This is a genomic window from Pseudomonas sp. IT-196MI5, from assembly GCF_949767415.1.
Taxonomy (GTDB): Bacteria; Pseudomonadota; Gammaproteobacteria; order Pseudomonadales; family Pseudomonadaceae; genus Aquipseudomonas.
In genome coordinates this window covers 383,462-410,274 of record NZ_CATKPZ010000022.1, presented here as the reverse complement: position 1 = coordinate 410,274, position 26,813 = coordinate 383,462, and the positions used below count along the sequence as shown (strand labels likewise).

21 protein-coding genes and 1 pseudogene are annotated in these 26,813 nt (G+C 60.2%); 9 read left to right on the top strand and 13 right to left on the bottom strand.

Annotation, left to right across the window (positions count from 1 at the left end):
- Positions 1-7: 7 nt before the first annotated feature.
- The 11 genes from ACM6IK_RS16185 to edd all read right to left on the bottom strand — a co-directional run bounded on the left by ACM6IK_RS16185 (position 8) and on the right by edd (position 13,685).
- Complete coding sequence (locus ACM6IK_RS16185) at positions 8-862, bottom strand: D-hexose-6-phosphate mutarotase (protein WP_414875120.1); 855 nt, start codon at positions 860-862, stop codon at positions 8-10.
- Between the two features lie 114 nt (positions 863-976).
- Positions 977-2,323 carry a carbohydrate porin gene (locus tag ACM6IK_RS16180; RefSeq protein WP_414875119.1) on the bottom strand — a complete coding sequence of 449 codons (1,347 nt, stop codon included), beginning with the start codon at positions 2,321-2,323 and terminating at the stop codon, positions 977-979.
- A 203-nt stretch (positions 2,324-2,526) separates the two neighbouring features.
- The gene (locus ACM6IK_RS16175; protein WP_414875118.1) at positions 2,527-3,687 is read right to left on the bottom strand and encodes an ABC transporter ATP-binding protein; all 1,161 of its coding nucleotides are present in this window, start codon (positions 3,685-3,687) and stop codon (positions 2,527-2,529) included.
- Positions 3,688-3,690: 3 nt separating this feature from the next.
- Complete coding sequence (locus ACM6IK_RS16170) at positions 3,691-4,536, bottom strand: carbohydrate ABC transporter permease (protein ID WP_108215132.1); 846 nt, start codon at positions 4,534-4,536, stop codon at positions 3,691-3,693.
- On the bottom strand, positions 4,529-5,437 hold the full coding sequence (locus ACM6IK_RS16165; protein WP_414875117.1) for a carbohydrate ABC transporter permease: 909 nt from the start codon (positions 5,435-5,437) through the stop codon (positions 4,529-4,531). The genes ACM6IK_RS16170 and ACM6IK_RS16165 overlap by 8 nt, the downstream gene beginning before the upstream one ends.
- Before the next feature lie 193 nt (positions 5,438-5,630).
- Positions 5,631-6,929, bottom strand: coding sequence for an ABC transporter substrate-binding protein (locus ACM6IK_RS16160; RefSeq protein WP_414875116.1), 1,299 nt, complete (start codon positions 6,927-6,929; stop codon positions 5,631-5,633).
- Between the two features lie 117 nt (positions 6,930-7,046).
- Positions 7,047-8,306, bottom strand: a complete 1,260-nt coding sequence (locus tag ACM6IK_RS16155; protein WP_414875115.1) for an AGE family epimerase/isomerase — start codon at positions 8,304-8,306, stop codon at positions 7,047-7,049.
- 220 nt (positions 8,307-8,526) lie between these two features.
- Complete coding sequence (locus tag ACM6IK_RS16150; RefSeq protein WP_414875262.1) at positions 8,527-9,954, bottom strand: ATP-binding protein; 1,428 nt, start codon at positions 9,952-9,954, stop codon at positions 8,527-8,529.
- Between the two features lie 31 nt (positions 9,955-9,985).
- On the bottom strand, positions 9,986-10,717 hold the full coding sequence (locus ACM6IK_RS16145) for a response regulator (protein WP_414875114.1): 732 nt from the start codon (positions 10,715-10,717) through the stop codon (positions 9,986-9,988).
- A gap of 185 nt (positions 10,718-10,902) precedes the next feature.
- On the bottom strand, positions 10,903-11,862 hold the full coding sequence (locus ACM6IK_RS16140; protein ID WP_414875113.1) for a glucokinase: 960 nt from the start codon (positions 11,860-11,862) through the stop codon (positions 10,903-10,905).
- Positions 11,859-13,685 carry a phosphogluconate dehydratase gene (edd, locus tag ACM6IK_RS16135; protein ID WP_414875112.1) on the bottom strand — a complete coding sequence of 609 codons (1,827 nt, stop codon included), beginning with the start codon at positions 13,683-13,685 and terminating at the stop codon, positions 11,859-11,861. The genes ACM6IK_RS16140 and edd overlap by 4 nt, the downstream gene beginning before the upstream one ends.
- A gap of 220 nt (positions 13,686-13,905) precedes the next feature.
- Here edd and gap point away from each other — a divergent pair, with 220 nt between their 5' ends.
- The 3 genes from gap (at position 13,906) to ACM6IK_RS16120 (ending at position 16,495) form a co-directional block, all read left to right on the top strand.
- Positions 13,906-14,907, top strand: coding sequence for a type I glyceraldehyde-3-phosphate dehydrogenase (gene gap, locus ACM6IK_RS16130; RefSeq protein ID WP_414875111.1), 1,002 nt, complete (start codon positions 13,906-13,908; stop codon positions 14,905-14,907).
- A 147-nt stretch (positions 14,908-15,054) separates the two neighbouring features.
- Positions 15,055-15,519 (top strand): methylglyoxal synthase, encoded by a 465-nt coding sequence (locus ACM6IK_RS16125; protein WP_414875110.1) that lies wholly within the window; start codon positions 15,055-15,057, stop codon positions 15,517-15,519.
- 241 nt (positions 15,520-15,760) lie between these two features.
- Positions 15,761-16,495, top strand: coding sequence for a hypothetical protein (locus ACM6IK_RS16120; protein WP_414875109.1), 735 nt, complete (start codon positions 15,761-15,763; stop codon positions 16,493-16,495).
- A gap of 61 nt (positions 16,496-16,556) precedes the next feature.
- Here the strand turns inward: ACM6IK_RS16120 and ACM6IK_RS16115 are convergent, their stop codons facing one another.
- The gene (locus ACM6IK_RS16115; RefSeq protein ID WP_414875108.1) at positions 16,557-17,429 is read right to left on the bottom strand and encodes a hypothetical protein; all 873 of its coding nucleotides are present in this window, start codon (positions 17,427-17,429) and stop codon (positions 16,557-16,559) included.
- Positions 17,430-17,802: 373 nt separating this feature from the next.
- Here ACM6IK_RS16115 and ACM6IK_RS16110 point away from each other — a divergent pair.
- From ACM6IK_RS16110 to ACM6IK_RS16100, 3 genes and pseudogenes are all read left to right on the top strand, one after another.
- A pseudogene (locus ACM6IK_RS16110) lies at positions 17,803-19,083 on the top strand (HAMP domain-containing protein); the annotation flags it as partial.
- Positions 19,084-19,185: 102 nt separating this feature from the next.
- Positions 19,186-19,941 carry a methyl-accepting chemotaxis protein gene (locus tag ACM6IK_RS16105; RefSeq protein WP_414875261.1) on the top strand — a complete coding sequence of 252 codons (756 nt, stop codon included), beginning with the start codon at positions 19,186-19,188 and terminating at the stop codon, positions 19,939-19,941.
- 172 nt (positions 19,942-20,113) lie between these two features.
- Positions 20,114-21,463: a CoA transferase gene (locus tag ACM6IK_RS16100; RefSeq protein WP_414875107.1), complete on the top strand. Its 1,350-nt coding sequence runs from the start codon at positions 20,114-20,116 to the stop codon at positions 21,461-21,463.
- Between the two features lie 130 nt (positions 21,464-21,593).
- On the opposite strand, the gene ACM6IK_RS16095 is transcribed toward ACM6IK_RS16100, so the two are convergent.
- Complete coding sequence (locus ACM6IK_RS16095) at positions 21,594-22,457, bottom strand: DNA-3-methyladenine glycosylase family protein (protein WP_414875106.1); 864 nt, start codon at positions 22,455-22,457, stop codon at positions 21,594-21,596.
- A 498-nt stretch (positions 22,458-22,955) separates the two neighbouring features.
- On the opposite strand from ACM6IK_RS16095, the gene arcD reads away from it, so the two are divergent.
- The 3 genes from arcD to ACM6IK_RS16080 are packed head-to-tail and all read left to right on the top strand — an operon-like array spanning position 22,956 to position 26,708.
- On the top strand, positions 22,956-24,383 hold the full coding sequence (gene arcD, locus ACM6IK_RS16090) for an arginine-ornithine antiporter (protein WP_414875105.1): 1,428 nt from the start codon (positions 22,956-22,958) through the stop codon (positions 24,381-24,383).
- Positions 24,384-24,416: 33 nt separating this feature from the next.
- Positions 24,417-25,673 carry an arginine deiminase gene (gene arcA / locus ACM6IK_RS16085; RefSeq protein ID WP_414875104.1) on the top strand — a complete coding sequence of 419 codons (1,257 nt, stop codon included), beginning with the start codon at positions 24,417-24,419 and terminating at the stop codon, positions 25,671-25,673.
- A gap of 24 nt (positions 25,674-25,697) precedes the next feature.
- Complete coding sequence (locus tag ACM6IK_RS16080) at positions 25,698-26,708, top strand: ornithine carbamoyltransferase (protein WP_108215111.1); 1,011 nt, start codon at positions 25,698-25,700, stop codon at positions 26,706-26,708.
- Positions 26,709-26,813 lie beyond the last annotated feature (105 nt).

Here is a 26,813-nt window from a genome sequence, read left to right as displayed (position 1 = left end):
TCCAGAACTAACCCCCCACCCGCGCCTGCAAACTCAAATGCGCCCGCTCCCCAGGCGCAAGGCACAGGCTGTCGGTACCGCCGCTCGCCGCTTCCACACAGACAAACTCGGATATCTCGTTCCAGGTCACCCCAAGCAATGGCCGCGAGCCGGGGTGCCACACCACCGTGTCGGCCGTATCCCCCGTATCGATGCACAAAGCCCGCTGCCAGGCGTGGTCGTTGAGCTGCAATTCACCGTCATGCTGGAACACCCGCTGACAGCCGCCGTCCACGCGCAACTCGCCTTCCTGCTGACAGGCCTGCCGGCTCAACTGGTCATAACCCTGCGCACCTTCGAGCCCAGACAGCGCTATCTCACTGACATCGCCAATACGCCAGTAAGCATGCAAAGCCTGGCTCAATTGGCACGGCATGTCGTCCTGATGCTCGGTGCTCAGGCGCAGCTCCATGCGCTCCCCCAAGTGGGCGTGCAAGTCCACCTGCCAGTCGCACAACTTCAGCTGCCAGTGCAATCGCACACCATCGTCGTCACTGTTGCTGTCGAGCAGCTTCCAGTCGAGCAAGCGCGCCCAGCCATGGGATGGCCAGGCGTTTTCGCTGGGATGCCGGCCATACCACGGCCAACATACCGGCACGCCGCCGCGAATGGCGCCGACCTGCGGCCATTTGGCCGCGCACCACAGCCAGGGTTTCTGGCCCTTGGGCTGGAAGTGCAGCAACTGCGCCCCCTGCCGACTGAACACCGCCTGACACAGCGGATGATCGATCACCAGCACATCGCGCATCTGATAGCGCTCCCACGCGAACGCCGGACGCTCGCGCAGGGATTTGAAGAAGCGTTGTAGCGGATGCTCAAGCATGTGCCACGGTCCTGAAAAACAACTGTCACCGGGGTGCGCGGCCCACAAAAAAAAGCGGACAGCCTTGGCTGTCCGCAAATATGCGCACATTGAGAGAAGCTTATCGCAGACGCGTCAGAACACCGACTGAATTTTCAGGCCGGCCACCAGTGCGTTGTCGACTTGATCCACACCACCCGGGTGCGTGACGTATTGCAGGTTGGGACGCACGGTCAGCCAGTTGGTCACGTGGAAGCCGTAGTTGATCTCGTAGTTGTATTCAGTTTCACGAATAGGCGAGAACAGCGGATTGTCGTAGTCCGAAACACCGTTGGCCGCGTTGGTCAGCTCGGCGTTTTTCTTCACGTCATCGTTGACATGGATACGGGCGAAACCGATGCCCACGTCATCCTTCGGACGCGCGTCGAACGGGCCCTTGTACACGAACATCAGCGACTGGTAGTTGTCGACGACGTTAGTGTCCTTGTCGTGGAAGGTGGCGTTGGCCGCGATGTTCAGACCGCGAGAAGCGTCACCGTTGTGACTGGTGAGTTGCTGCTGCGCGACGAACCAGTAGCCGTGCTTGCTATCGTGGACGCGAAAAGGGTTGCCGGTGGTCGCTGCGTCCTGGCCGTTATCGTCCTTGAGAACGTCGTCGGCAGGCGCAGTGCTTTTGTAGTAACCGACACGGTATTCACCCGGCAGGCTGTTGACCTTCGGCGACCAGACCAGTTCGACCGGCAGCACGGTGCCCGCAGTACCGCTACCGCTGAGCTTGAAGCCGTTGCCGTGTTCCAGTTGCGACGGGTTCTGGTTGTACGCGCCAATCTGAGCGTAGAGCTCGTCATTGATGTTGTACTTCACGCGGATCGCGGCCTGGCTGACCGGCCAGTTGAACCAGACGTTGGTGGCCCAGTTACCCACCTGGGATCCGCAGAACGCCAGGTTCTGGAATTCGCACGGGAAGGTGTTGAAGTCTTCACCTTCACCGAAGTAACCGGCTTTGACGTCCAGTTTGTTGTCGAAGAACTGGTGCTGAATCCACAACTGGGTCAGACGCACCATATGGCCACGACCAAAGACTTCCTGAGAAGAACTCAAGGTGCCGGCACGCGGATCGCCGATACGGTCGTTGGAGATGTTCTCACCGTTACGGTTGGTGAGCTGGATCTTGGCCTGGGTATTATCCCAGCCGAACAGTTTCTCCAGGTCCAGCGCCGCGCCCAGGCCGAACTGGTCGGCGTAGCGCGCAGTCTTGTCATCGTTGAAACCGCCATGCAGGTTGCCGCCGACTTCACCGACGTAATCCATCTTGATGTCGATGCCTTGCTCGATCAGCTTGGTACGCTCGCCACCCCAATCGCCCGTCATCCACTTGGAGTCGGAGCTGAATGCTTCATCGGCCATCGCATTGCCGGCCAGAACCAGTGCTGCCGCTGCAGAAACCTGGCAGATCAACCGGGCCTTGTTCTTCATCTTCATCCCTACTTCCTCGTTTTATTGTTATTAACTTTTCTTCTTTAACGCGGTTACATCAGTTGCGACGGATGTCTCCACCCGACGCATATCCCCCCCTGTAGGAGCGAGCCTGCTCGCGAGAAACCCGAGAACGCCGTGGGGTATCAGGTTTCCAGTGTCATCGTTGACGTCCATCGCGAGCAGGCTCGCTCCTACAGTTTTGTTCTTCAGCGGCCTTTGAATCGGGCTACGTTGTCAGCGTGCGCCTCGGTTTGCGGCACGCCGGCCACCCCCAGTCGCTCCCCGCTCTTGGCATCGAACAACAGCACTTTCGCCGGATCGAATTGCAACGTCAGAGTCTCGCCCACCGCTGGCGCCACGTCCGGTGCCAGTCGGCAGCAGACCTTGGTGTCGTTGAGGTTGACGAAGACCAGGGTGTCGGGACCGGTCGGTTCGGTGACCTGGACTTCGGCACGAATGGTCGGCAAACCGTTCGCCTCCCCGTTAGCCAGGATGATCTGCTCTGGGCGCATGCCGAGGATCACTTCGCGGTCTTCGAGACCGGCGTCCTGCATGCCCAAAGGCAACTCGCAACGGGCCTGGCCGCTGTCGAGCAGCGCGACCAGACGACCGTCCTTGCGCTGCAAGCGCAGCGGGATGAAGTTCATTGGTGGCGAACCGATGAAGCTCGCCACGAACAGGTTGGCCGGGTTGTTGTAGATGTCCTTCGGCGTACCGAACTGCTGGATGATCCCGTCCTTCATCACCGCCACTTTGTCGCCCAGGGTCATGGCTTCGATCTGGTCGTGGGTCACGTAGACCGTGGTGGTTTTCAGGCGCTGGTGCATCAGTTTCATTTCGGTGCGCATCTCGACCCGCAGCTTGGCGTCGAGGTTGGACAGCGGCTCGTCGAACAGATAAATCTTCGGCCGCCGCGCCAGTGCACGGCCCATCGCCACACGCTGTTGCTGGCCACCGGAGAGTTGGCCGGGTTTGCGGCTGAGCAGGTGTTCGATCTGCAACAGTTTGGAAACCCGAGCGACTTCTTCGTCGATTTCGGCGGTGGGCATCTTGCGGATCTTCAGGCCGAAGGCGATGTTGTCGCGCACGCTCATGGTCGGGTACAGCGCGTAGGACTGGAACACCATGGCGATGTCGCGATCCTTGGGGCTCATGCCGCTGATGTCGGCGTCGTCCACCAGGATCGCACCGCCGCTGATGGTTTCCAGCCCGGCGATGCAGTTCATCAGCGTGGATTTGCCGCAGCCCGACGGGCCGACCAGGATCAGGAATTCCCCGTCATCGATTTTCAGCTCGATGTTTTTCAGGGTGTCCGGCAAACCGGCGCCGTAGGTCTTGTTGACGTTGCGTAATTCGAGAGTTGCCATGTTCTACCCCTTGACCGCGCCGGACGTCAGCCCACGCAGGAAATACTTGCCAGCGAATATGTAGACCAGCAGTGTCGGCAGCCCGGCGATCATCGCGGCGGCCATATCAACGTTGTATTCCTTGGCCCCGGTGCTGGTGTTGACCAGGTTGTTCAGGGCCACGGTAATTGGCTGGGCATCGCCACTGGCGAAGACCACGCCGAACAGGAAGTCATTCCAGATCTGGGTGAACTGCCAGATCAGGCAGACCATCACGATCGGAATCGACATCGGCAGCAGGATTTTCAGGAAGATCGTGAAAAAGCCCGCGCCATCGAGCCGCGCCGCTTTGACCAGCGCATCCGGAATGCTCACGTAGTAGTTACGGAAGAACAGTGTGGTGAACGCCAGGCCGTAGACCACGTGCACCAGCACCAGGCCAGTGGTGGTGTTCGCCAGCCCGAACTTGCCGAGGGTGAACGAGGCTGGCAACAGCACGGTCTGGAACGGCAGAAAGCAGCCGAACAGCAGCAGGCCGAAGAACAGTTGCGAACCACGGAAGCGCCACATCGACAGCACGTAGCCGTTCATCGCACCGATAAAGGTCGAAATCAGCACCGCCGGCACGGTGATCTTCACCGAGTTCCAGAAGTAGCCGCCGACCACGTCCCAGGCCTTGATCCAGCCGATGCCGTCGATCACGGTCGGCCAGCTCAACAGGTTGCCGGTACGGATGTCTTCCGGGGATTTGAAACTGGTCAGCAGCATCACCACCAGCGGGATCAGGTACACCGCTGCTGCCAGTAGCAGGGTGGCGTAGATCGCGATGCGGCTGAAACTGAGCGATGGTTTGCCGAGTTGATTAGTCATGGCGTTTGCCTCGCAGCTCGGAGTACAGGTACGGCACGAGGATGGTCAGCACGGCGCCGAGCATCAGCATGGCGCTGGCCGAACCGATGCCCATCTGGCCACGGCTGAACGTGAAGGAATACATGAACATCGCCGGCAGGTCGGAGGAGTAACCCGGACCGCCCGCGGTCATCGCCGCGACCAGGTCGAAGCTCTTGATCGCGATGTGCGCCAGGATCATGAAGGCACTGAAGAACACCGGGCGCAGGCTCGGCAGGACGATCTTCAGGTAGATGGTCGGCAGGCTCGCCCCATCGACTTGCGCGGCACGGATGATCGACTGATCGACACCGCGCAGGCCGGCCAGGAACATCGCCATGACAAACCCGGAGGCTTGCCATACGGCGGCGATCACCAGGCAGTACACCACGCGATCCTGATCCACCAGCCAGTCGAGGCGCAAGCCTTCCCAGCCCCAGTCCCGCAGCATCTTGTCCAGGCCCAGGCCCGGGTTGAGCAGCCATTTCCACGCGGTACCGGTGACGATCATCGACAGCGCCATCGGGTACAGGTAGACGGTACGGATGAAGCCTTCCTTGCGGATGCGCTGGTCCAGCAGCACCGCGAGGAACACCCCCAGCACCAGGCTGATACCGATGAACATGCCGCCGAACAGTGCGAGGTTCTTGCTCGCGACCCACCAGCGGTCGTTGTCCATCAGGCGCATGTATTGCTGCAGGCCGACCCACTTGTAGCTCGGCATGAAGCTGGAGTTGGTGAAGGACAGAATGAACGTCCAGATGATGTAACCGTAGAAGCCAACCAATACGATCAGCATGCTCGGCGCGAGTACCAACTGGGGTAACCAGCGTTGCAGCGCATCGAACGGTGAGGCTTTGCTGAAAACCGCCACAGAGCTCATCGGGATAATCCAGGTGAAGAAGTGAAATCCGGACAGAGTTCCACCCTGTGGGAGCGAGCTTGCTCGCGATAGCTGACTGACATTCAACACAGATGTCGTCTGTTACACCGCTATCGCGAGCAAGCTCGCTCCCACATTGGGACGGAGCTCTCTCTGGGGTTTGCCGCAGGACCTGCCTGCGGCCGGTCACGAATTACTGGGCCGCTTTGACAGCCGAGGCCAGTTGGGCGCTGGCCTTGGCCGGGTCTGCGTCCTTGTCGTTCATGAAGTTGGTGACCACATCGAAGATCGCACCCTGCACAGCCAGGGAAGTGGCCATGTTGTGCGCCATGCTCGGTTGCAGGCCGCCGGTCTTGTCGTCGGCGATGAAGTCCTTCGCCGATTTCTGGGCGCACTCGTCGAAGCCGAGTTTGTCCATTTCGTTCAGCATGTCGTTACGCACCGGGATCGAACCCTTGTTCATGCTGAAGACTTTCTGGAAGTCGGTGCCCAGCGCCACTTTGGCCAGGTCTTGCTGGGCAGCGATGTCGCCCTTGCGATCGGCCTTGAGCTTGAACACCGCCAGGGAGTCGATGTTGTAGGTGAAGGCTTTTTCAGTGCCCGGGAACGCTACGCACAGGTAGTCCTTGCCGGCGACTTTCTTCGCCGCAGTCCACTCGCTTTTCGCCCAGTCGCCCATCATCTGCATGCCGGCCTTGCCACTGATGACGTCGGCGGCGGCGATGTTCCAGTCACGACCGGCACGGTTCGGGTCCATGTAGCCGGTGATCTTTTTCAGCTCGGCGAACGACTGGGTCATCTGCGGGCCGGACAGGGTTTTCTGGTCCAGGTCGACCAGGGCTTTCTTGTAACCGTCGGCGCCCATGACCGAGAGCACCACGTCTTCGAACACGGTGCTGTCCTGCCAAGGCTGACCGCCGTGGGCGAGCGCGATGAAGCCGGCGGCTTTGAGCTTGTCGCCGGCGGCATAGAATTCTTCGAGGGTGGTCGGGGCCTTTTCGATCCCGGCTTTCTTGAACACTTGCGGGTTGATCCACAGCCAGTTGACGCGGTGGATGTTCACCGGCACGGCGACGTAGTCACCTTCGTACTTCACGGTGTCGGAGACTTTCTTCGACAGCAGGCCATCCCAGTTTTCCGACTTGGCGACTTCTTTCAGCGCGTCGGTGCTGAGCAGGCCAGTACTGCCCCACTCCTGGATGTCCGGACCTTTGATCTGGGCAACGCCCGGCGGGTTGCCGGCTACGGCGCGACTTTTGAGTACGGTCATGGCCGTGGAACCGCCGCCACCGGCGACTGCGCCGTCCTTCCAGGTGAAGCCGTCTTTTTCGACTTGAGCCTTCAGGACATCGACTGCTGCTTTTTCACCACCGGAAGTCCACCAGTGAACGACTTCAACGGAACCTTTGGATTCGGCGGCAAGCACACTGAGGGGGAGCGCAGACAGGGAAGCGAGAGAAATGACAGTAGCGAGGCGAGAAATCGCATTCATCCAGGAGCACCTTTCTTGTTGTTATGCATGCAAGTCTATTGCTTGCGCTGCATAGGAGTTTAAACAGGGGATATCCCCTCGCAGGTAACGAAGGGATGCGTGAATGTCACCGCATGGTTACATAGAACCGCTCTGGGACAACTGCGCCAGCGCCGTGGCCATGCTCGGCGCCAGCGCCAGGCGCGGAATCAGCACGGCTTGCCACGCGTGGTAAAGGTCAGGTTTGCCGGGCCAGATATCGGCACTCGGGCGGTTTTGCGGGTTGAGTTCGTGATGCCAGCTGCCGCCTTCGCGGTCGATGAAATGACTGTCACAAAATTCCCAGAACAGTCGGTACCAGTGCTCGTACTGCTCTTCACCGGTGCGTTTGAGTAGCGCGCTGGCGGCAGCACTGGCTTCGCAATGGGTCCAGTGCAGGCGATGGCGGACCACCGCTTTGTTGTCCCAGTCCAGGGTGTAGACAATCCCCGGCGCGCCGTCGATGCTCCAGCCGTGACGGCAATTGTGCTCGAAGAGTTTTTGCGCGTCGGTGACCAGCCAGCCCGGCGTGAGCATCCCCGCTCTCACTCGCGATGCTTCGAGATGCAGCAGCAATCGCGCCCACTCGAATCCATGGCCCGGGGTGGTGCCATAGGGGCGGAAGCCGTCGGCCGGATTGTCGCGGTTGTAATCCCGCAGCGGCTGCCAGTCGCGGTCGAAATGCTCGATCACCAGGTAATCGTTGGCGGCGGCGTGACCATGGATCACTCGCTCGACAATCCGTTGGGCGCGGCTCAGCCAGCGGTTGTCTTCAGTGACATCGGCCAGGGCGAGGAAGGCTTCGGTGGCGTGCATGTTGCTGTTGGCGCCCCGGTACGCCTCCTCCTCGCTCCAGTCGCGGTTGAAGGACTCGCGCAGCGTGCCCTCCTCCTCACTCCAGAAATAGGTGTCGATGATGTCGATCGCATCATCGAGCAAGGCTTGTGCACCGGGACGTTGCGCGACCACCGCAGAACTGGCGGCCAACGCCACGAAAGCATGCAGGTAGGCATTCTTGCCGGTGTTGCCATCGCGATGTTCGGCGGCCGCGAACCAGCCGCCATGCAGCGCATCACGCAATGGCCCGCGCAGGGCCGCAACACCGTGATCGACCAGTTCGGCAAAACCCGGCAAGCCCTGAATATGAGCCATGGCGAAGCTGTGGGTCATGCGCGCGGTGTTCATGGTCTGGGCTTGCGCATCAGCCGGGAGGCGACCTTTTTCATCGAGGTTGCCGAAGCCTTCAGACAGCTTCGAAGCCTTGGCGAAGGCCAGCAGGCATAAGCCCTCGGTGGCGAGCCATTGCTGATGGGCAGGTGCGTTCAGCCAACTGCTGAATGCCGGTTGGAAGGTGTCCATGGCGTACCTTTTTTGTTGTTATGACTGTGGGGCAGCATAAACAACGGACGCAGGCGGGCTTGTAACGAAGGGGGTGGGTTATGTCACTGAGTTGTGACATTTGTATGGTGAGTGATGTTTGTGGCGAGGGAGATTGCTCCCGCTGGGGTGCGAAGCGCCCCCAAAAGAGGGACTGCTGCGCAGTCCAGCGGGAGCAAGCTCCCTCGCCACAGGGTCGGTGTCAATCTACTGAACGGGGCAACTGCAGGGTCACCCGCAACCCGCCCTCACGCAGGTTTTGCAGAGTCACCTCACCGCCATGGCTATGGGCAATGTTGCGGGCGATCCCCAGCCCCAACCCATAACCCTGTTGCTGCCCGGCCAGGCGAAAGTGCGGTTCGAACACCTGCTCCAGCCGCTGCTCCGGCACGCCCGGCCCTTCATCATCGACGTGCAGGACGAACGCGCTTTCGTCGTCATCGATGTGCAGGTGCGCGTTCTGCCCGTACTTCAACGCATTGTCGATCAGGTTGCCAATGCAGCGCTTGAGCGCCAGCGGTTTCCCCGGATAGGCCGCCAGCGCCCGCCCCTGCTGGGTCACGCGGCCGTTACCGTTCGGCGCGAGATAGGGCTCCACCAGGCAGTCGAGCACATGGTTGAGGTCCACCGGCTCGATGTTCTCGTGGATATCGGTGTCTTTCACGCATTGCAACGCGCCCTTGACCAGCAATTCGAGCTCGTCCAGGTCCCGCCCGAACTTGGTTTGCAATGTTTCGTCTTCGAGCAATTCGACCCTCAGGCGCAAACGGGTGATCGGCGTGCGCAAGTCGTGTGAAATGGCGCTGAACAACTGGCTGCGCTCGGTCAGGTAACGACTGATGCGCTCGCGCATGGTGTTGAAGGCGCGCCCGACCTCAACCACTTCGCTGCCCCCGCCTTCGGCCACCGGTTCCACGTCGGCCCCCAACGACAGATCCCGCGCCGCCCGCGCCAGGCGCTTGAGCGGACGACTCTGCCAGTGCACCAGCAGGCCGATGAACAACAGCAAAAAGCTGCTGGTCAGGACGATGAACCACACCTGCTGGGCCGGCAGGCCCTGCTCTTCAAGGCTGGTGTAGGGTTCGGGCAACAGCGAGGCGATGTACAGCCATTCGCCCGGCGCCATCTGGATCTGCGTGACCAGCACCGGCGGGTTCACCGGCTCCAGAGTCAGCGCGTAGTGCGCCCAGGAGCGTGGCAGCTCATCGAGCTTCAGGCCGCCATTGAAGATGCGCAGGTCTTGCGGGCTGACGAAGGTCACCGAGATGACCGTGTCCTGGCCGAGGGACTGGCGCAGTACTTCATCCACCGCTTTGAGCACTGCCTCTTTGCGCGGGGTGATGGGCAGTACTTCCATGCCCAGGGGTTTGTCGTTGAGCGTCACCACGAACCGGGTGCCACCCATGCTGCGCAACTGGTCGAGCACCAGCGGCCGGTACGCCACCGGCAACGAACGAAAATAACTGACGCTGGCGGTCATTGAATGGGCCAGGCTGCGGGCGCTGGTGACCAGGCCCTCGAGCTGCGTGGCGCGCAGTTGCGACACCCAGATCACGCTCGACAACGCTTGGGCGAACAACACCGCCAGCAGGGTCAACAGCAACATCCGCCCGAGCAGCGAACGCGGCATCGGCACCTTGGCGGCGAGCTTGCGCAATAGCTTAGTGGCCATTGCTGGCAACCACATTGGCTGCCAATTGGTAGCCACTGCCGCGCACGGTGCGAATCAGCCGTGGCGGTTTTTCGGTGTCGCGCAGGCGCTGGCGCAACCGGCTGACTGCCATGTCGACGATGCGATCGAGGGGCATCAAATCGCGGCCACGGGTGGCGTTGCCGATGGTGTCGCGGTCGAGGATTTCCTGCGGGTGATCGAGGAACAGCTTCAGCAGCGCAAAGTCGGCGCCCGAGAGAATCACCTCTTCGCCGTCGATGTGAAACAGCCGATGGCTGACCATGTCCAGCCGCCAGTCATCGAAGGCCAGCACCTCACCGCCACTACGCTCCTGACCGAACTGCGCGCGGCGCAGCAATGCCTTGATCCGCGCCTGCAACTCCCGTGGGCTGAACGGTTTGCCCAGATAATCGTCGGCACCCAGTTCCAGGCCGATGACGCGGTCGGCTTCGTCGGAACTGGCGGTGAGCATGATGATCGGCACCTGGGCCTGGCGTGGGTGCTGGCGAATCCAGCGACACAGGCTGAAGCCGTCTTCGTCGGGCAGCATCACATCAAGGATCACCAGATCGGCCGGCGCGTCGTTCAGCGCCTGGCGAAAACCGGCGCCATCGGCGGTGGCCCGCACCTGGAAACCGGCGCGGGTCAGGTAGGTGTCCAGCAACTCGCGTATCTCTTGATCGTCATCGACCAACAAAATCGATTTGTTGACTGAGCTCACGGGCGGCGTCCTTGTTGTTTGAATTGGGCGGATTATGCCTTAAGCGCTGATTTTACAAACACTACAGAACCACTGTAGGAGCGAGCCTGCTCGCGATGGACTTGAAGGCACCGCGTGCATTCAGAAAGCACGCGTTATCGTTGACGTCCATCGCGAGCAGGCTCGCTCCTACAGGTGATCGGGTTTCAAGTCGGGGTGGATTGTTCGAGCGCTACTCCCGCTCCGACAAGGCCCGAATACGGCGCCGTCACCAACCACACCGCAATCCCCTTGAAGTAATCGCTCATGCATCCCTTGTCGGCGAAGCACCGGGCGAAACCGCTTTCGAGGAAGAAATCGGCAAACCGCGGAATCACCCCACCCACGATGTACACGCCACCACGCCCACCGGTGGTCAGCACGTTGTTGCCGGCCACGCGCCCGAGCCAGCAGCAGAACTGCTCGAGCACTTCCACGGCAATCGGGTCGCCCGCCAGCCCGGCAGCGGTGATGGCTTCCGGCGTGTCGAGCACCGGCGTGTGCCCGTCCACCGCGCAGATCGCCCGGTAGACACGGGGCAAGCCACCGCCACTCAAGGCTGTTTCGGCGCTGACATGACCGATTTCGTTGAAGATGTGCTGCCAGAGTTGGGTTTCCCGTGGACTGCTCAGCGGCAAATCGACGTGACCGCCTTCGCCGGGCAACGCGGCAAAACGCCCTTCGCCGAGATCGAGCAAGGTGCCGACACCCAGGCCCGTGCCCGGACCAATCACCACCGCCGGACGCAACGGCTCCGGCGTGCCTTCGCAGACCACGCGAAATTCGCCAGGCTGCAAACGGGTCATGCCCAGGGCCATGGCCGAGAAGTCGTTGACCAGCAACAGCTGCTCGACCTGCAAGGTCTGGCAGAAACCCTTGCGGCTCAGGCGCCAGTGATTGTTGGTGAACTTGAATTCATCGCCGCTGACGGGACCGGCCACCGACAGGCACACCGAGCCGATCGAACCCGGCGCCAGACCGAGCCCGCTCAGGTAGAGGCTGATCGCCTCCTCTGGGCTGGCATGGTCCGCCGTTGCCAGCACCTGGACGCTTTCTAGTTGCTGGTTTTTCCACAACGCGAAACGTGCGTTGGTCCCACCGATGTCACCGACCAAAGCCAGTTTCAATTAAGCGTCTCCAGGGCAGAAGTGAAGGCGCTGGCGCCCTGCTCCGCCGAGCTGAAGGCCATGCGCATGAAACCAAACAGCTCGCGACCGGTGCCGATGTTGTTGCCCAACAGGCCCTTGGCCGGCGTGCGCGCTGCAAATTCTTCGGCGTCCACCTTAAGCTCCAGGGTGCCTTTGACGCCATCGACGCGGATGATATCGCCCTCTTGCACCCGCGCCAAAGCGCCACCGACATAGGCTTCGGGACTGACGTGAATGGCCGCCGGAATTTTACCCGACGCGCCGGACATGCGCCCATCCGTTACCAGCGCCACCTTGAAGCCACGGTCCTGCAACACACCGAGGTACGGCGTCATCTTGTGCAGTTCCGGCATACCGTTGGAGCGCGGGCCCTGGAAGCGCATCACCGCGACAAAGTCCTTCTCCAGCAAACCGGCCTTGAAGGCATCGGCCAGGTCCTGCTGATCCTGGAACACCATGGCCGGCGCTTCGACGATCTGGTTTTCCACGGCCACGGCGGAGACTTTCATCACACCGCGACCGAGGTTGCCTTCCATCACCCGCAGGCCACCCTCTGCCGAGAACGCACGGGCGACCGGACGCAGGATGCTTTCATCGAGGCTGTCGGTCACGCCTTCACGCCACACCAGCTGGCCATTGTCGAGGAACGGTTCCTGGGTGTAGCGGCTCAGGCCATGGCCCATCACGGTGTTGACGTTTTCGTGGAGCAACCCGGCTTCCAGCAGTTCGCGGATCAGGAACGACATGCCGCCCGCCGCCTGGAAGTGGTTGATGTCGGCTTTGCCGTTCGGGTAGACGTGGCTCAGGGTCGGCACGACTTCGGAGAGGTCGGCCATGTCCTGCCAGGTCAGTTGAATGCCCGCCGCCATGGCGATGGCCGGCATGTGCAAGGTGTGGTTGGTCGAGCCACCGGTGGCGTGCAGCGCGACAATCGAGTTGACCAGCGAACGCTCGTCGACGATTTCGCCGATCGGCATGAAGTCGCCGTTCTGCTTGGTCAGGCGCGTGACCTGGTGCGCGGCTTCGCGGGTCAAGGCATCGCGCAACGGCGTGTTCGGGTTGACGAAGGACGAGCCCGGCAGGTGCAGGCCCATGACTTCCATCAGCAACTGGTTGGTGTTGGCGGTGCCGTAGAAGGTGCAGGTGCCAGGGCTGTGGTAGGACTTCATTTCCGATTCCAGCAGCTCTTCGCGGGTCGCCTTGCCTTCGGCGTACTTCTGGCGCACGTCGGCTTTCTGCTTGTTGGAAATGCCCGAGACCATCGGCCCACCCGGCACGAAGATCATCGGCAGATGGCCGAAGCGCAGCGCGCCCATCATCAGGCCCGGCACGATCTTGTCGCAGATGCCGAGCAGCAGTGCGCCATCGAACATGTTGTGGGACAGCGCCACGGCCGTGGACAACGCGATCACCTCGCGGCTCGGCAGGCTCAGTTCCATGCCCGGTTCGCCCTGGGTCACGCCATCGCACATCGCCGGGGTGCCACCGGCGAACTGGCCGACGGAGCCGATCTCGCGCAGGGCCTTTTTGATCAACTCGGGAAAGACTTCGTACGGCTGGTGCGCCGAGAGCATGTCGTTATATGACGAAACTATCGCGATGTTGGCGGAGTTCATCATCCGCAGGCTGTGCTTGTCGTCGCTGCCGCAACCGGCCACGCCGTGGGCAAAGTTGGCGCATTGCAGCTTGCCGCGCATCGGACCGTCGCTGGCCGCACCGCGGATCAATGCAAGGTAGGCCTCACGCGTGGCGCGGCTGCGGGCGATAAGCCGTTCAGTGACCTCAAGGACGCGGGGATGCATGTGTAGAACTCCAGGCTAACGGATGTGGCGACCTGATTGTCTATGCTGATCAAAGGCCGGTGTCGATGGGATGACAAACGGTTTGTTTGACCATTCGGACCAGTTGATTCAGGTCACTCGTTGTAGATCGAACAAAATATTGCCATCAAAAAGGCTTGTTTTCTATTTTTTTACGAATAATCTTGTAATTCCAACAACAAAACGACGGTAGCGCCGCAATATGACTCTTCGAATCGCAATCAATGGTTTTGGCCGCATCGGCCGCAATGTCCTTCGCGCACTCTATACCCAAGGCTACCGTCAGGATCTGCAGATCGTCGCCATCAACGACCTGGGCGACAGCGCGATCAATGCTCATCTACTCAAGTACGACACCGTTCACGGCACGTTCGATGCTGATGTTCAGCACGACCAGGAGAGCCTGACGGTCAACGGCGACCGCATTTCGGTCAGCGCCATCCGCAACCCGGCCGACCTGCCCTGGGCCGCGGAAAAAATTGATGTCGTGTTCGAATGCACCGGTCTGTTCACCGACCGGGCCAAAGCCGCCGCGCATATTACGGCCGGCGCCCGCAAAGTGATCATTTCGGCCCCGGCCAAAGGCGCCGACGCTACCGTGGTTTACGGGGTGAACCACGACATTCTGCGCCAATCGCACCAGATTATTTCCAACGCGTCGTGCACCACCAACTGCCTGGCCCCGGTGGCCCAGGTGCTGCACCGCGAGCTGGGCATCGAAAGCGGTCTGATGACCACCATTCATGCCTATACCAACGACCAGCACTTGACCGACGTCTATCACGTCGACCCGTACCGCGCCCGTTCGGCCACCCAGAACATGATCCCGAGCAAGACCGGTGCTGCCGAAGCGGTGGGCCTGGTGCTGCCGGAACTGGCGGGCAAATTGACCGGCATGTCGGTGCGCGTACCGGTGATCAATGTGTCGCTGGTGGACCTGACCGTGCAGCTCAAGCGCGAAGCGTCGGCCGATGAGGTCAATGCGCTGCTGAAAGAAGCCAGCCAGCACTCGAAGATCCTTGGCTACAACACCCTGCCGCTGGTCTCCAGCGACTTCAACCACAACCCGCTGTCGTCGATCTTCGACGCCAACCACACCAAGGCCAGCGGCAAACTGCTCAAGGTACTGGCGTGGTACGACAACGAGTGGGGCTTCTCCAACCGCATGCTCGATAACTGCCTGGCGCTGTGCAACGCTGAATAAGCTAATGCCATACCCGATTCTGTAGGCGCTGGCTTGTCGGGTCGCCGCATCGCAGCGAAGACGTCCTCAAGACCGCCTTCGCCGGCAAGCCGGCTCCTACAAGTCGGGGGGTGTCCTCGAGATCGTCTTCTGTCTATGGAGCAACCCATGATCGGCATCAGCTTTACACAAAAGACCCTGGCGGCGCGCAAGCGTATCGCCCTGGTCGCCCATGACCACTGCAAGGTGTTCTTGCTGGACTGGGCCGAACGGCAAAAAGACAGACTGGCCCAACATGATCTGGTCGCCACCGGCACCACGGGGTTGTTGTTGCAACAACGCCTCGACCTGCCCGTGGAGAGCATGATCAGCGGTCCGCTGGGCGGAGACCAACAGCTCGGTGCGCAAATCGCCGAGCAGCGGGTCGATATGCTGGTGTTTTTCTGGGACCCGTTCGAACCTCAACCCCACGACCCGGATATCAAGGCATTGCTGCGCGTCGCAGCAGTGTGGAATATCCCGGTGGCGTGCAACGAATGCAGCGCCGACTACCTGCTCAGCAGCCCGCTGATGGATCAGGCGCACACCCATCGGATTCCCGATTACGCGACCTATTTGCAGGGTCGTGCGTAAATGTACTGCGGCGCGCAGTTCGCCGCGCCTGAGTGCCTGGCTGGGCAATCTGTAGATCTGGTCACGACCGGAGTCACTGCCGCAAGTCACCTGAAGTCTTTTCAAACCACCCTGTAACAGCCGACAACAGCACACTTGAAAGTACCTACTTCCTGTTCGGATTTCTCCTACGTGTTTATCAGGTCATCCATGACCGGGTTTGGCCGTTAAGCACCATGAAACCCCACAACGAGAAGCTGACATGAATGTAAGTGACGCTGCATATTTTCGATTTCCGTACCCGCAAGCAATGAGGGTGAACACGGAAAACGCCCAACCCGAGAAACAAGTCGAAGGCTCGGTAATGAATGAGCAAAGGGTGTGGTCGACCATCGAGAAACTCCGGTCCCCTAGTCAGAAAGATATCACCAGCGAAAACCTGGATGAGCTGGAGGAATTTTTAAGTGTGAACGATCCAGACGAAAGGCTTGGTGGGCTACGTCATGAGATAAAGGGTTTTAGAGCTGTAATCCTTTGGGGTAACGAACTCCGCGCAGGAGATATGCTCCGTGAATTGGAAGGGATTTACTCCAATTTCAAAAAAGATCTGCAGAGCAAATGGTCTGGCCTGGCCAATAAGCCAATGGGCTTCACCGTGACCGAAGACGGTCAACTGAAAGTCACTTCACCGCCCAACACCCTGACTGCCAGGGATGAGGAAATATTGAATGCCCTGTTGAACGAGGCCAAAGGCTTGCAACCCTTGACCCTCAAGCACGCCAAGGCCGTGATCGAACTGGTCAAGCGGGATAAGCCGCAGTTCGAGGGCAAGGTGACACTGGACCTGAGCAACTTCCACAAGATGATTGACTATGGATTATTGCTGAACAAAGGTGCGCTTGACCTGAGAAGTACAGATTCCTGGCTGGACCAATTGCATAAAAAGGCCGAGAAGGAGCCGAGCGAGAGAAAGCAGGGGCTGCACATCGAGGCCTGATCGCTTGATAAAGCCCGGCAAAGCGAGTGTGCATAAGCGCTTTGCCGGGAACATGACAGACCTAAAAAAGCAACATCTGTTGATAGCAGATCTGAGCAAATGAAACATTCGGCACGTTGTAACCTCCCACCCCCGAATCCTCTTTGTCTTGAACCTGAATCGACCAATGCCCCAGATTGTATTCAGCTTCCCACTTATAGCGATACTTGCCACTGCTGGTCCAGAAAGGATCAGACTTCAACTGGCCATAACACCCGCCCAACTCAAGGGCTTGCGCAGCGCTACCAGTGTTGTCCGTTATAAGATCGTGCCTTCGATCACCCGTCCCCTTGTTCAATATCAAGGTAGCTGTAGCACCTTCGAGCGGTTGCCCGGTTGAATCCCTCAACCGCACCGACCAGTTCAAGACTCTGTAGGCCTGCGTAGTCGCCCAGTAGTGCCGCAGATCACCGGTATCGCCCTGGACGCGACTGTCGGCGTAATAAGGCGCTGAGCCAAACTCGAGCTTGTAGATATCACCTGCCACGAATGGGGCAGACGGTTTCTTCGAGATACGAACCTGAACCTCCTCATTCGGCTGTAAGCCAGACACCGTAAAGGGTACACCCCAAGGGATTACGGCCCATGTGCCATGTCGATTGTATTCCAGTGTCAACGGCCTGCCTTCAGTCCCACTCGCACGGATCCACACATCCTGCCCCCGTACCGCCATGAAGCTGTATTGCTTCACATCCGCTTCGTCAGCCAGACTTTCCTTGAGGGTGTTCAGTTTGTCTGGCAGTACCATGGCCGCCGGGGTTATTTGGGACGCGATACCCGAAACAGCTGCCGAGTTCAGAAAAGACATCGCAGGAGCCGCACCTGCCGCCAATAAAATCCCCCAAAACAACAACACCGAGTGCAACCCAGTCCCTCTAAAGTAAGTAATCCACATAAGGTCTTCTCATTATTTAATGTCAGATGCCAGAAGCCAAAACTTCCAGAAGCGTTCCACCGAGGTGGCATCTGCATTTAATCGGTCCGTCCTTAATGAGAAGCGGTACATATGTATTTCGTGAGTTTCATTTAAAGCCCCCCCTTCTGGGCGTCGATGCAATATTGATCAGCACCCATCCGCGATTTTTCCTCGTTTTAACCGCCCTTTCGGCACATTCTCCTGCGCAAACGTTCAACCACTACCGTTCGTCGAGTTACTCCTCATGCAACCTCAGCGCCACGCCGATGTGCATTGATCGGCGCTAAACGGACTTAGCGAGTGAGCCGCAGTGGCCCACAGCCAACACTTCATCCATTCGCGAGTTCGCCCTATGTTCGACTCACTGTCCATCCGCCTGAAAATCGTCCTGCTGTCCGGTCTGTGCCTGCTGGGTGTAGTCGCCTTGATAGTGGGCATGAACATCTACCAGACCAGTCAGAACGATGACCTGGTCAACGATTCCAGCAGTGCAATGCTCACCGCCAGTGTGCAGGACCTGCTCCAGGCCAAGGCCGCCGAGCAAGCGGTGCGGGTGCAGAAGACGTTCGGTGAAACCCTGACGGTGGTGACCGCCCTGGCCGATCAGATCAAGGACATGCGCACCCTGGCCGCCAAACGCTCGCTTGAGCCCGGCGCTTTGCGTGAGGAATTGAACCTGAGCCTGAAAACCGCGTTCGAGCGCAACAGCAAAGTGTTGGGTATCTGGCTGGCGTTCGAACCCAACGGCCTGGACGGCAAGGACAGCGAATTCGCCAACGACGCCGCGCGCCGGTCCAACGAGAACGGCCGTTTCGCCACCTACTGGAGCCGCGCCGGGGGTGAGTCGCTGAACACGATCATGGTCGAAGAGGACATGACCAAAACCACCCTGAACCTCAGTGGCACGCCGTACAACGTCTGGTACACCTGCCCTCGGGACAGCAAGCGCACCTGCCTGCTCGACCCCTACGCCGATACGGTCGGCGGCAAGGAAGTGTTGATGACCACCATTTCCGTACCGCTGCTGGTGGATGGCAAGTCCATCGGCGTGGTCGGTATCGACATCGCCCTCGACGCCCTGCAAGCGGCGGCGGTCAACTCCCAGCGCGACCTGTTCAACAGTGCCGGGCACATGCTGATCGTTTCCGGCACTGGCGTGCTGGCCGCCTACAGTGTCGATGCCGGTAAAGTCGGCAAGAACATCGGCGACACCCTGGGCGCCGATGGCAAGGACATCCTGCAATTGCTCGGTAGCGGTGCACCGAAGATTCTCCAGCAAGGCGACCTGATCCGTGCGGTGTACCCGGTCAGCCCGATTGCCGATGCCAAGGCCTGGGCCGTGGTGATCGACCTGCCCAGACAAGTGCTGCTGGCCGATTCGGTGAAGCTGCAAGCGGTGCTCGACGATGCCCAGCAAAGCGGTACGCTCAAGGCGCTCTCGGTGGCGGTGATTGCCGGCCTGCTCGGGCTGTTGCTGATGTGGCTTACCGCGTCCGGCGTGACCCGCCCGATCAACAGCGTGGCCGACATGCTCAAGGCGATTGCCAGTGGCGACGGCGACCTGACCCAGCGCCTGCACTACAGCAAGCAGGACGAACTGGGCGAACTGGTGAGCTGGTTCAACCGCTTCCTCGACAAGCTGCAACCGACCATCGCGCAGATCAAGCAAAGCATCACCGATGCCCGCGGCACCGCCGACCAGTCTTCAGAAATCGCCCGTCAGACCAGCGAAGGCATGCAGGTGCAATTCCGCGAAATCGACCAGGTCGCCACGGCGTCCAACGAGATGAGCGCCACCGCCCACGATGTCGCCAACAGCGCCTCGAACGCCGCCAACGCTGCCAAGGGTGCCGACCAATCGGCCCGCGACGGCCTGTCGATCATCGAGCGCAGCACCCGCGATATCAATCAACTGGCCGAAGAGGTCAGCAAGGCCGTGACCGAAGTCGAAGCCCTCGCGGTCAACAGCGAGCAGATCGGTTCGGTGCTGGAGGTGATTCGCAGCATCGCCGAACAAACCAACCTGCTGGCTCTCAACGCGGCGATTGAAGCCGCCCGTGCCGGCGAGAGCGGTCGCGGCTTTGCGGTGGTGGCCGATGAAGTGCGCAACCTGGCCAAACGCACCCAGGATTCGGTGGAAGAAATTCGCCTGGTGATCGAACGTATCCAGAGCGGCACCCGCGGCGTGGTCGCCACCATGCATTCAAGCCAGACCCAGGCCCACAGCAATGCCGGGCAGATCCAGCAGGCGGTCCAGGCCTTGAGCAAGATCAGTGATGCAGTCACCGTGATCAGCGACATGAACCTGCAAATCGCCAGCGCCGCCGAGCAGCAAAGCGCCGTGGCCGAAGAGGTCAACCGCAACGTCTCGGCGATCCGCACCGTCACCGAAACCCTGACCGGCCAGGCCACCGAATCGGCACAGATCAGCAGCCAGCTCAACGCCCTGACCACCCGGCAGATGACGTTGATGGATCAGTTCCGCGTTTAAGAAGCACCACTTCCCCCCTGTGGGAGCGAGCTTGCTCGCGATAGCGGTCTTTCAATCAACATTGATGTTGAATGTAATTCCGTCATCGCGAGCAAGCTCGCTCCCACATGGATTTCATCTGGCCTGGAATTTTTTGATCTAAGATCTGGCTCTCGTTCCGGAGGGCCCTTCGATGACTGATCTGCTCACGTCCATTCAAGCCGCACTCGGTTTGCCTCACACCCCGATTCCATTCACGTCCAGCGGCGCCCTGCCCTCGGCGTTTGCCGTCACTGATCTGGCCTGCGCCAGCATCGCTGCTGCCGGCCAGGCCACCAGCGAACTGCTGCACCAACAATCCGGAGGCCTGCCCGATCTTGAAGTTGACCGGCGTTTGGCGTCCTTCTGGTTCGCGACCTCGATTCGCCCGATCGGCTGGAGCGTTCCGCCGCTGTGGGACCCGGTGGCCGGTGACTACGCTACCCGCGACGGCTGGATTCGCCTGCACACCAACGCGCCCCACCATCGCGCCGCTGCCGAAAGCGTGCTCGGTGCCTGTGCCGACCGCGCAGCGATGGCTTACCAAGTGGCGCAATGGGCGAAAAGCGAGCTGGAGCAGGCGGTGGTCGATGCCGGTGGTTGTGCCGCCGAAATGCGTACCTGGGAACAATGGCAGACCCATCCTCAAGGCCAGGCGGTAAATGCCGAACCCTTGATCCAACTCACCAACCACCCCGGCCAGGGCAGCAGACCGTGGACAGGCTCAGTGGCTCGACCACTGGCCGGCATCAAGGTGCTGGATTTGACCCGGGTATTGGCCGGCCCCATCGCCAGCCGCTTTCTGGCTGGCCTGGGCGCCGATGTCTTGCGCATCGATCCGTCGACCTGGAACGAGCCGGGGGTGGTGCCGGAAGTCACGCTGGGAAAGCGCTGTGCGCGTCTTGATCTGAACGACAGCTCCGACCGCGGCGTATTCGAATGCCTGCTCAAGGATGCCGACATTCTGCTCCACGGCTATCGTGCCGATGCACTGGAGCGACTTGGCTTCGGCACGAGTGAGCGCCGGCAACTGAACCCGGGCCTGATCGATGTTTGCCTCAACGCCTACGGCTGGAGCGGCCCCTGGCAAAACCGCCGGGGCTTCGACAGCCTGGTGCAGATGAGCAGTGGCATTGCCGAAGCGGGCATGCGCTGGAAACAGGCGGACAAGCCGACACCGTTGCCGGTGCAGGCCCTCGATCACGCCACCGGGTATTTGATGGCGGCCAGTGCGATCAGGTTGTTGGCAGGACATTTGAGCAGCGGGATGGGGGGATCGGCCCGGTTGTCGTTGGCGCGTACGGCGAGGTTGTTGATCGAGCATGGGCCAGGGACGAGTGAAGCGTTACGTACGGAAGATGAGCAGGATCAGGGGTTGAAGGTGGAGCAGACGCCGTGGGGGCCGGCGCATCGGTTGCACGCTCCTTTGAAGATCACAGCGACGCCATTGCAATGGACGCTTCCGGCCACAGAATTGGGTTCACATCCCGCACAGTGGTGGTGACTTTTAGATAGCTATCGCGAGCAGGCTCGCTCCCACATTTGATCGCGGTCGTCAGCTAGAACTCGGTCAACTGTAGGAGCGAGCCTGCTCGCGATGGCGCCAGAAACCGCAACACAAATTCCGGATCAGCTCAGTCCGCCCGACTCAAAGAAGTCCACAGCACCTGCGCCGCATACCCTCGATAAGGCCGCCACCCTTCAGCCCGCAACAACAGCTGCCTGGCTGTCACCCGCCCACCCTCCAGTGCCGCCAACGCATTGATCAACCCCACGTCGCCATTGGGAAATCCATCCATCTCCCGTAACTGTCGCAACGCAATGTATTGCGCCGTCCAGTCACCAATTCCGTGCAAGGCCAATAACCGCGCTACGCCTCCCTCTCGACCGGGCTCGAACAACCGCGGATCATCGAGTAATGCCTGGGCCACCCCCGACAGCGTCCGGCCTCGGCTTTTCGGCATGCCCAACGCAGCCAGATCTGCGCCAGCCAAAACGCTGACCTCAGGGAACACATGGGTCAACCCCGGCAACCGTGAATGCAATGGCGTGCCGTACTGCGCTACGAGTTTGCCCGCCAGTTTGATCGCCGCCGCCACTGTAATCTGCTGCCCCAGCACCGCGCGGATCGCCAACTCCAGGCCATCCCACGCCCCCGGCACACGCAGCCCGGGGTGCTCGGCAATCAGCCGCGCCAGCAGCGGATCAACTGCCAGGTGCCGGTGAATCGTGGACAGGTCGGCGTCCAGATCAAACATCCGCCGCACGCTTGCGACGATTGCAGGGATGGCGCCCGGATCAGGAAAATCCAGGGTCAACTCAAGGGCATCCGAGGTGCCAGGCTGGATCGAGAACATACCGCAAGCACCGTTCAAACCGATGCTGCGCGAATACACACCGTCGACCACCGTTTCCAACCCGACAATCGCCCGCGCCGACAAAAATCCGAGCAGCGCCGGCCAGTCATAGGGTGGCTGGTACGCCAGCAACAACTTCACAGACCCACCACCAACGCGATCAATGCGCTCAGGCGAAGCTTGTTCGGTGATTGCGACATCGTTGCATCTCCATTTTTGGCGGCGGCAACTGCCGCGAAGTCGTCACATAACGGGCGTCAACTAAACTGATGGAGAGTAATAACGTTTATTGGATAACGCCAACAAGCTTCTTTTTTACTTGCACAAAATGGCTATTTTTACACCGATATAATCATTTGTTTTATACGTCTTTTTAATACATCAATTCAGTACAAAAAATGCATGAATAAAATTTGCAGATTTTGAAAAACCAACTAGCGTCATAATTCGAAACAAATGCTAAAAAGTTCTTAAAAACCTGCAAAAGCCTCTAGAACAGGCGTTACAGGCAGCCGCCTTGTAAATGATGGCACTCCGCCAACAACCCGGGAACGCTCTCATTTAGTGATCTAAGTCAGCTGATTGGATAGCCAACAGAATTAGTCTGTTGCCTCTCTTCTCCTGCATTGGAGTCATGCAATGTCTGAAGCTCCCGGAAAACTGAAACTCGGCGCGCTGGTTGCGTTAGTCGTGGGTTCGATGATTGGTGGCGGGATCTTTTCCTTGCCACAAAACATGGCCGCCAGTGCCGATGTCGGCGCCATTCTGATCGGTTGGGCGATCACCGCCGTCGGCATGCTCACCCTGGCGTTCGTGTTCCAGACCCTGGCCAACCGCAAACCCGATCTTGATGGCGGGGTTTACGCCTACGCCAAGGCCGGTTTCGGCGACTACATGGGCTTCTCGTCCGCCTGGGGATACTGGATCAGTGCCTGGCTGGGCAACGTCGGTTACTTCGTCTTGCTGTTCAGCACGCTCGGCTACTTCTTTCCGCTATTTGGGGAGGGCAATACCCCTGCTGCCGTGATCGGCGCCTCGGTGCTGCTCTGGGCCGTACATTTCCTCGTACTGCGAGGAATAAAGGAAGCAGCGTTCATCAACCTGGTGACCACCGTCGCCAAGATCGTGCCGCTGCTGCTGTTCATGTTGATTGCGTTGTTCGCCTTCAAACTGGACATCTTCACCGCCGACATCTGGGGCCTGAAGAACCCGGACCTGGGCAGCGTGATGGACCAGGTGCGCAAGATGATGCTGGTCACCGTGTGGGTGTTCATCGGCATCGAAGGGGCGAGCATTTTTTCGGCCCGGGCGGAAAAACGCAGCGATGTGGGTAAGGCCACCGTGATCGGCTTCGTCACCGTGCTGCTGTTTTTGGTGCTGGTCAATGTGCTGTCGCTGGGGATCATGACCCAGCCGGAACTGGCCAAACTGCAGAACCCGTCGATGGCCGCCGTGCTGGAGCACGTGGTCGGTCACTGGGGCGCGGTGCTGATCAGCGTCGGTTTGATCATCTCGTTGCTGGGGGCGTTGCTGTCGTGGGTGCTGTTGTGCGCGGAGATCATGTTCGCCGCCGCCAGGGACCACACCATGCCGGCGTTTTTGCGCAAGGAAAACGCCAACCATGTACCGGTCAACGCCCTGTGGCTGACCAACGCCATGGTGCAGGTTTTCCTGATCATCACGCTGTTCTCGGCCAGCACTTACCTGTCGCTGATCTACCTCGCCACCTCGATGATCCTGGTGCCTTACCTGTGGTCGGCGGCCTACGCGTTGCTGTTGGCGGTGCGTGGCGAAAGCTACGAAGGCGCGACAGGCGAACGGCAGAAGGATCTGCTCATCGGCGCCGTGGCCCTGATCTACGCGATCTGGCTGCTGTACGCCGGCGGCACCAAATACCTGCTGCTGTCCGCCCTGCTCTACGCCCCCGGCGTGATCCTGTTCGCCAAGGCCAAGCTGGAAGTCGGCAAACCGATTTTCACCAACGTCGAGAAGCTGATTTTCGCTGCAGTGGTCGTGGGCGCCGTGGTGGCGGCCTACGGTCTCTATGACGGCTTCCTGACTCTTTAACTCCCTTGTTTTGTCATCTGGAGGATCACTGTAATGACCACGGAAAAAGTTAAGTACGGCGTCCATTCCGAAGCCGGCAAACTGCGTAAAGTCATGGTTTGCTCCCCAGGCTTGGCCCATCAGCGGCTGACCCCGAACAACTGCGATGAACTGCTGTTCGATGACGTGCTGTGGGTGGCCCAGGCCAAGCGTGACCACTTCGACTTCGTCACCAAGATGCGCGAACGCAACATCGATGTGCTGGAAATGCACAACCTGCTGACGGACATCGTTGCCATCCCCGAAGCCCTGGACTGGATCCTGGAGCGCAAGATCACCGCCAACTCGGTGGGCCTGGGCCTGATCAACGAAACCGCCTCGTGGCTGCGCAGCCTGGAGCCGCGCAAGATTGCCGAGTTCCTGATCGGTGGTGTCTCGGGCGACGATTTGCCCACCAGTTTCGGTGGCAAGGCCATCGAGATGTTTCGCGACTTCCTCGGCCACTCCAGCTTCATCCTGCCGCCGCTGCCCAACACCCAGTTCACCCGCGATACCACCTGCTGGATCTACGGTGGCGTCACCCTCAACCCGATGTACTGGCCGGCGCGCCGTCAGGAAACCCTGCTGACCACCGCCATCTACAAATTCCACCCCGCGTTCACCAACGCCGACTTCCAGATCTGGTACGGCGACCCGGACAAGGACCATGGCAACGCCACCCTTGAGGGCGGTGATGTGATGCCGATCGGCAACGGCGTGGTGTTGATCGGCATGGGCGAACGCTCGTCGCGGCAGGCCATTGCGCAATTGGCAGTGAACCTGTTCAAAAACAAGGCCGTCGAGAAAGTCATCGTCGCCGGCCTGCCGAAATCCCGCGCGGCGATGCACCTGGACACCGTGTTCAGCTTCTGCGATCGCGACCTCGTCACGATCTTCCCGGAAGTGGTGAACCAGATTGTCGCCTTCACCCTGCGTCCCGATGAAAGCAAGGCCGGCGGCATCGACATCCGCCGCGAAGAAACCAACTTCCTCGACACCGTGGCCCAGGCCCTCAATCTCAAGGCCCTGCGCGTAGTGGAAACCGGCGGCAACAGCTTCGCCGCCGAACGCGAGCAATGGGACGACGGCAACAACGTGGTGGCCGTGGAGCCAGGCGTGGTCATCGGCTACGACCGCAATACCTACACCAATACCTTGCTGCGCAAAGCCGGGGTGGAAGTCATCACCATCAGCGCCGGCGAACTCGGTCGCGGCCGGGGCGGCGGCCATTGCATGACCTGCCCGATCATCCGCGATCCGATTGACTACTAACCTGTTCACCTTGGGAGATCCAAAATGGCGTTCAATATTCATAACCGCAATCTGCTGAGCCTGGAACACCACACCCCTCGCGAATTGCGCTACCTGCTCGACCTGTCCCGCGACCTCAAGCGTGCCAAGTACACCGGCACCGAACAGCAGCATCTCAAGGGCAATAACATCGCGCTGATCTTCGAAAAGACCTCGACCCGCACCCGCTGTGCGTTCGAAGTTGCAGCCTATGACCAGGGCGCCAACGTCACCTACATCGACCCGAACTCCTCGCAGATCGGCCACAAGGAAAGCATGAAGGACACCGCCCGTGTGCTTGGGCGCATGTACGATGCCATCGAGTACCGTGGCTTCAAGCAGGAAATCGTCGAGGAACTGGCCAAGTTCGCCGGTGTGCCGGTGTTCAACGGCCTGACCGATGAATACCACCCAACGCAAATGATCGCCGACGTGCTGACCATGCGTGAACACGCCGACAAGCCCATCCACGAAATCAGCTACGCCTACCTCGGTGATGCCCGTAACAACATGGGCAACTCGCTGCTGCTGATCGGCGCCAAGCTCGGCATGGACGTGCGCATCTGCGCCCCGAAAGCCCTGTGGCCGGCGGACGACCTGGTGGCTCGCTGCAAGCAATACGCAGAAGAAAGCGGCGCGCGCATCACCCTCACCGAAGACCCGAAAGCGGCGGTCAAGGGCGTGGACTTCATCCACACCGACGTCTGGGTGTCGATGGGCGAACCGGTCGAAGCCTGGGCCGAGCGCATCCAGCAATTGCTGCCGTATCAGGTTAACGCCGAACTGATGAAGGCCACCGGCAACCCGCGCACCAAGTTCATGCACTGCCTGCCGGCGTTCCACAACTGCGACACCAAGATCGGCAAACAGATTGCCGAGCAGTACCCGCACCTGAGCAACGGCATCGAAGTGACCGATGACGTGTTCGAGTCGCCGGCCTGCATCGCCTTCGAGCAAGCGGAAAACCGCATGCACACCATCAAGGCGATTCTGGTGTCGACGTTGGCTGACCTCTAACGGCTCACTCGGCTCCCACTGACGGAACACGGTCAATGTGGGAGCTGGCTTGCCTGCGATGGCAGCGCCGCGGTGCATCAGACAGACCGCGGCGATCCCATCGCG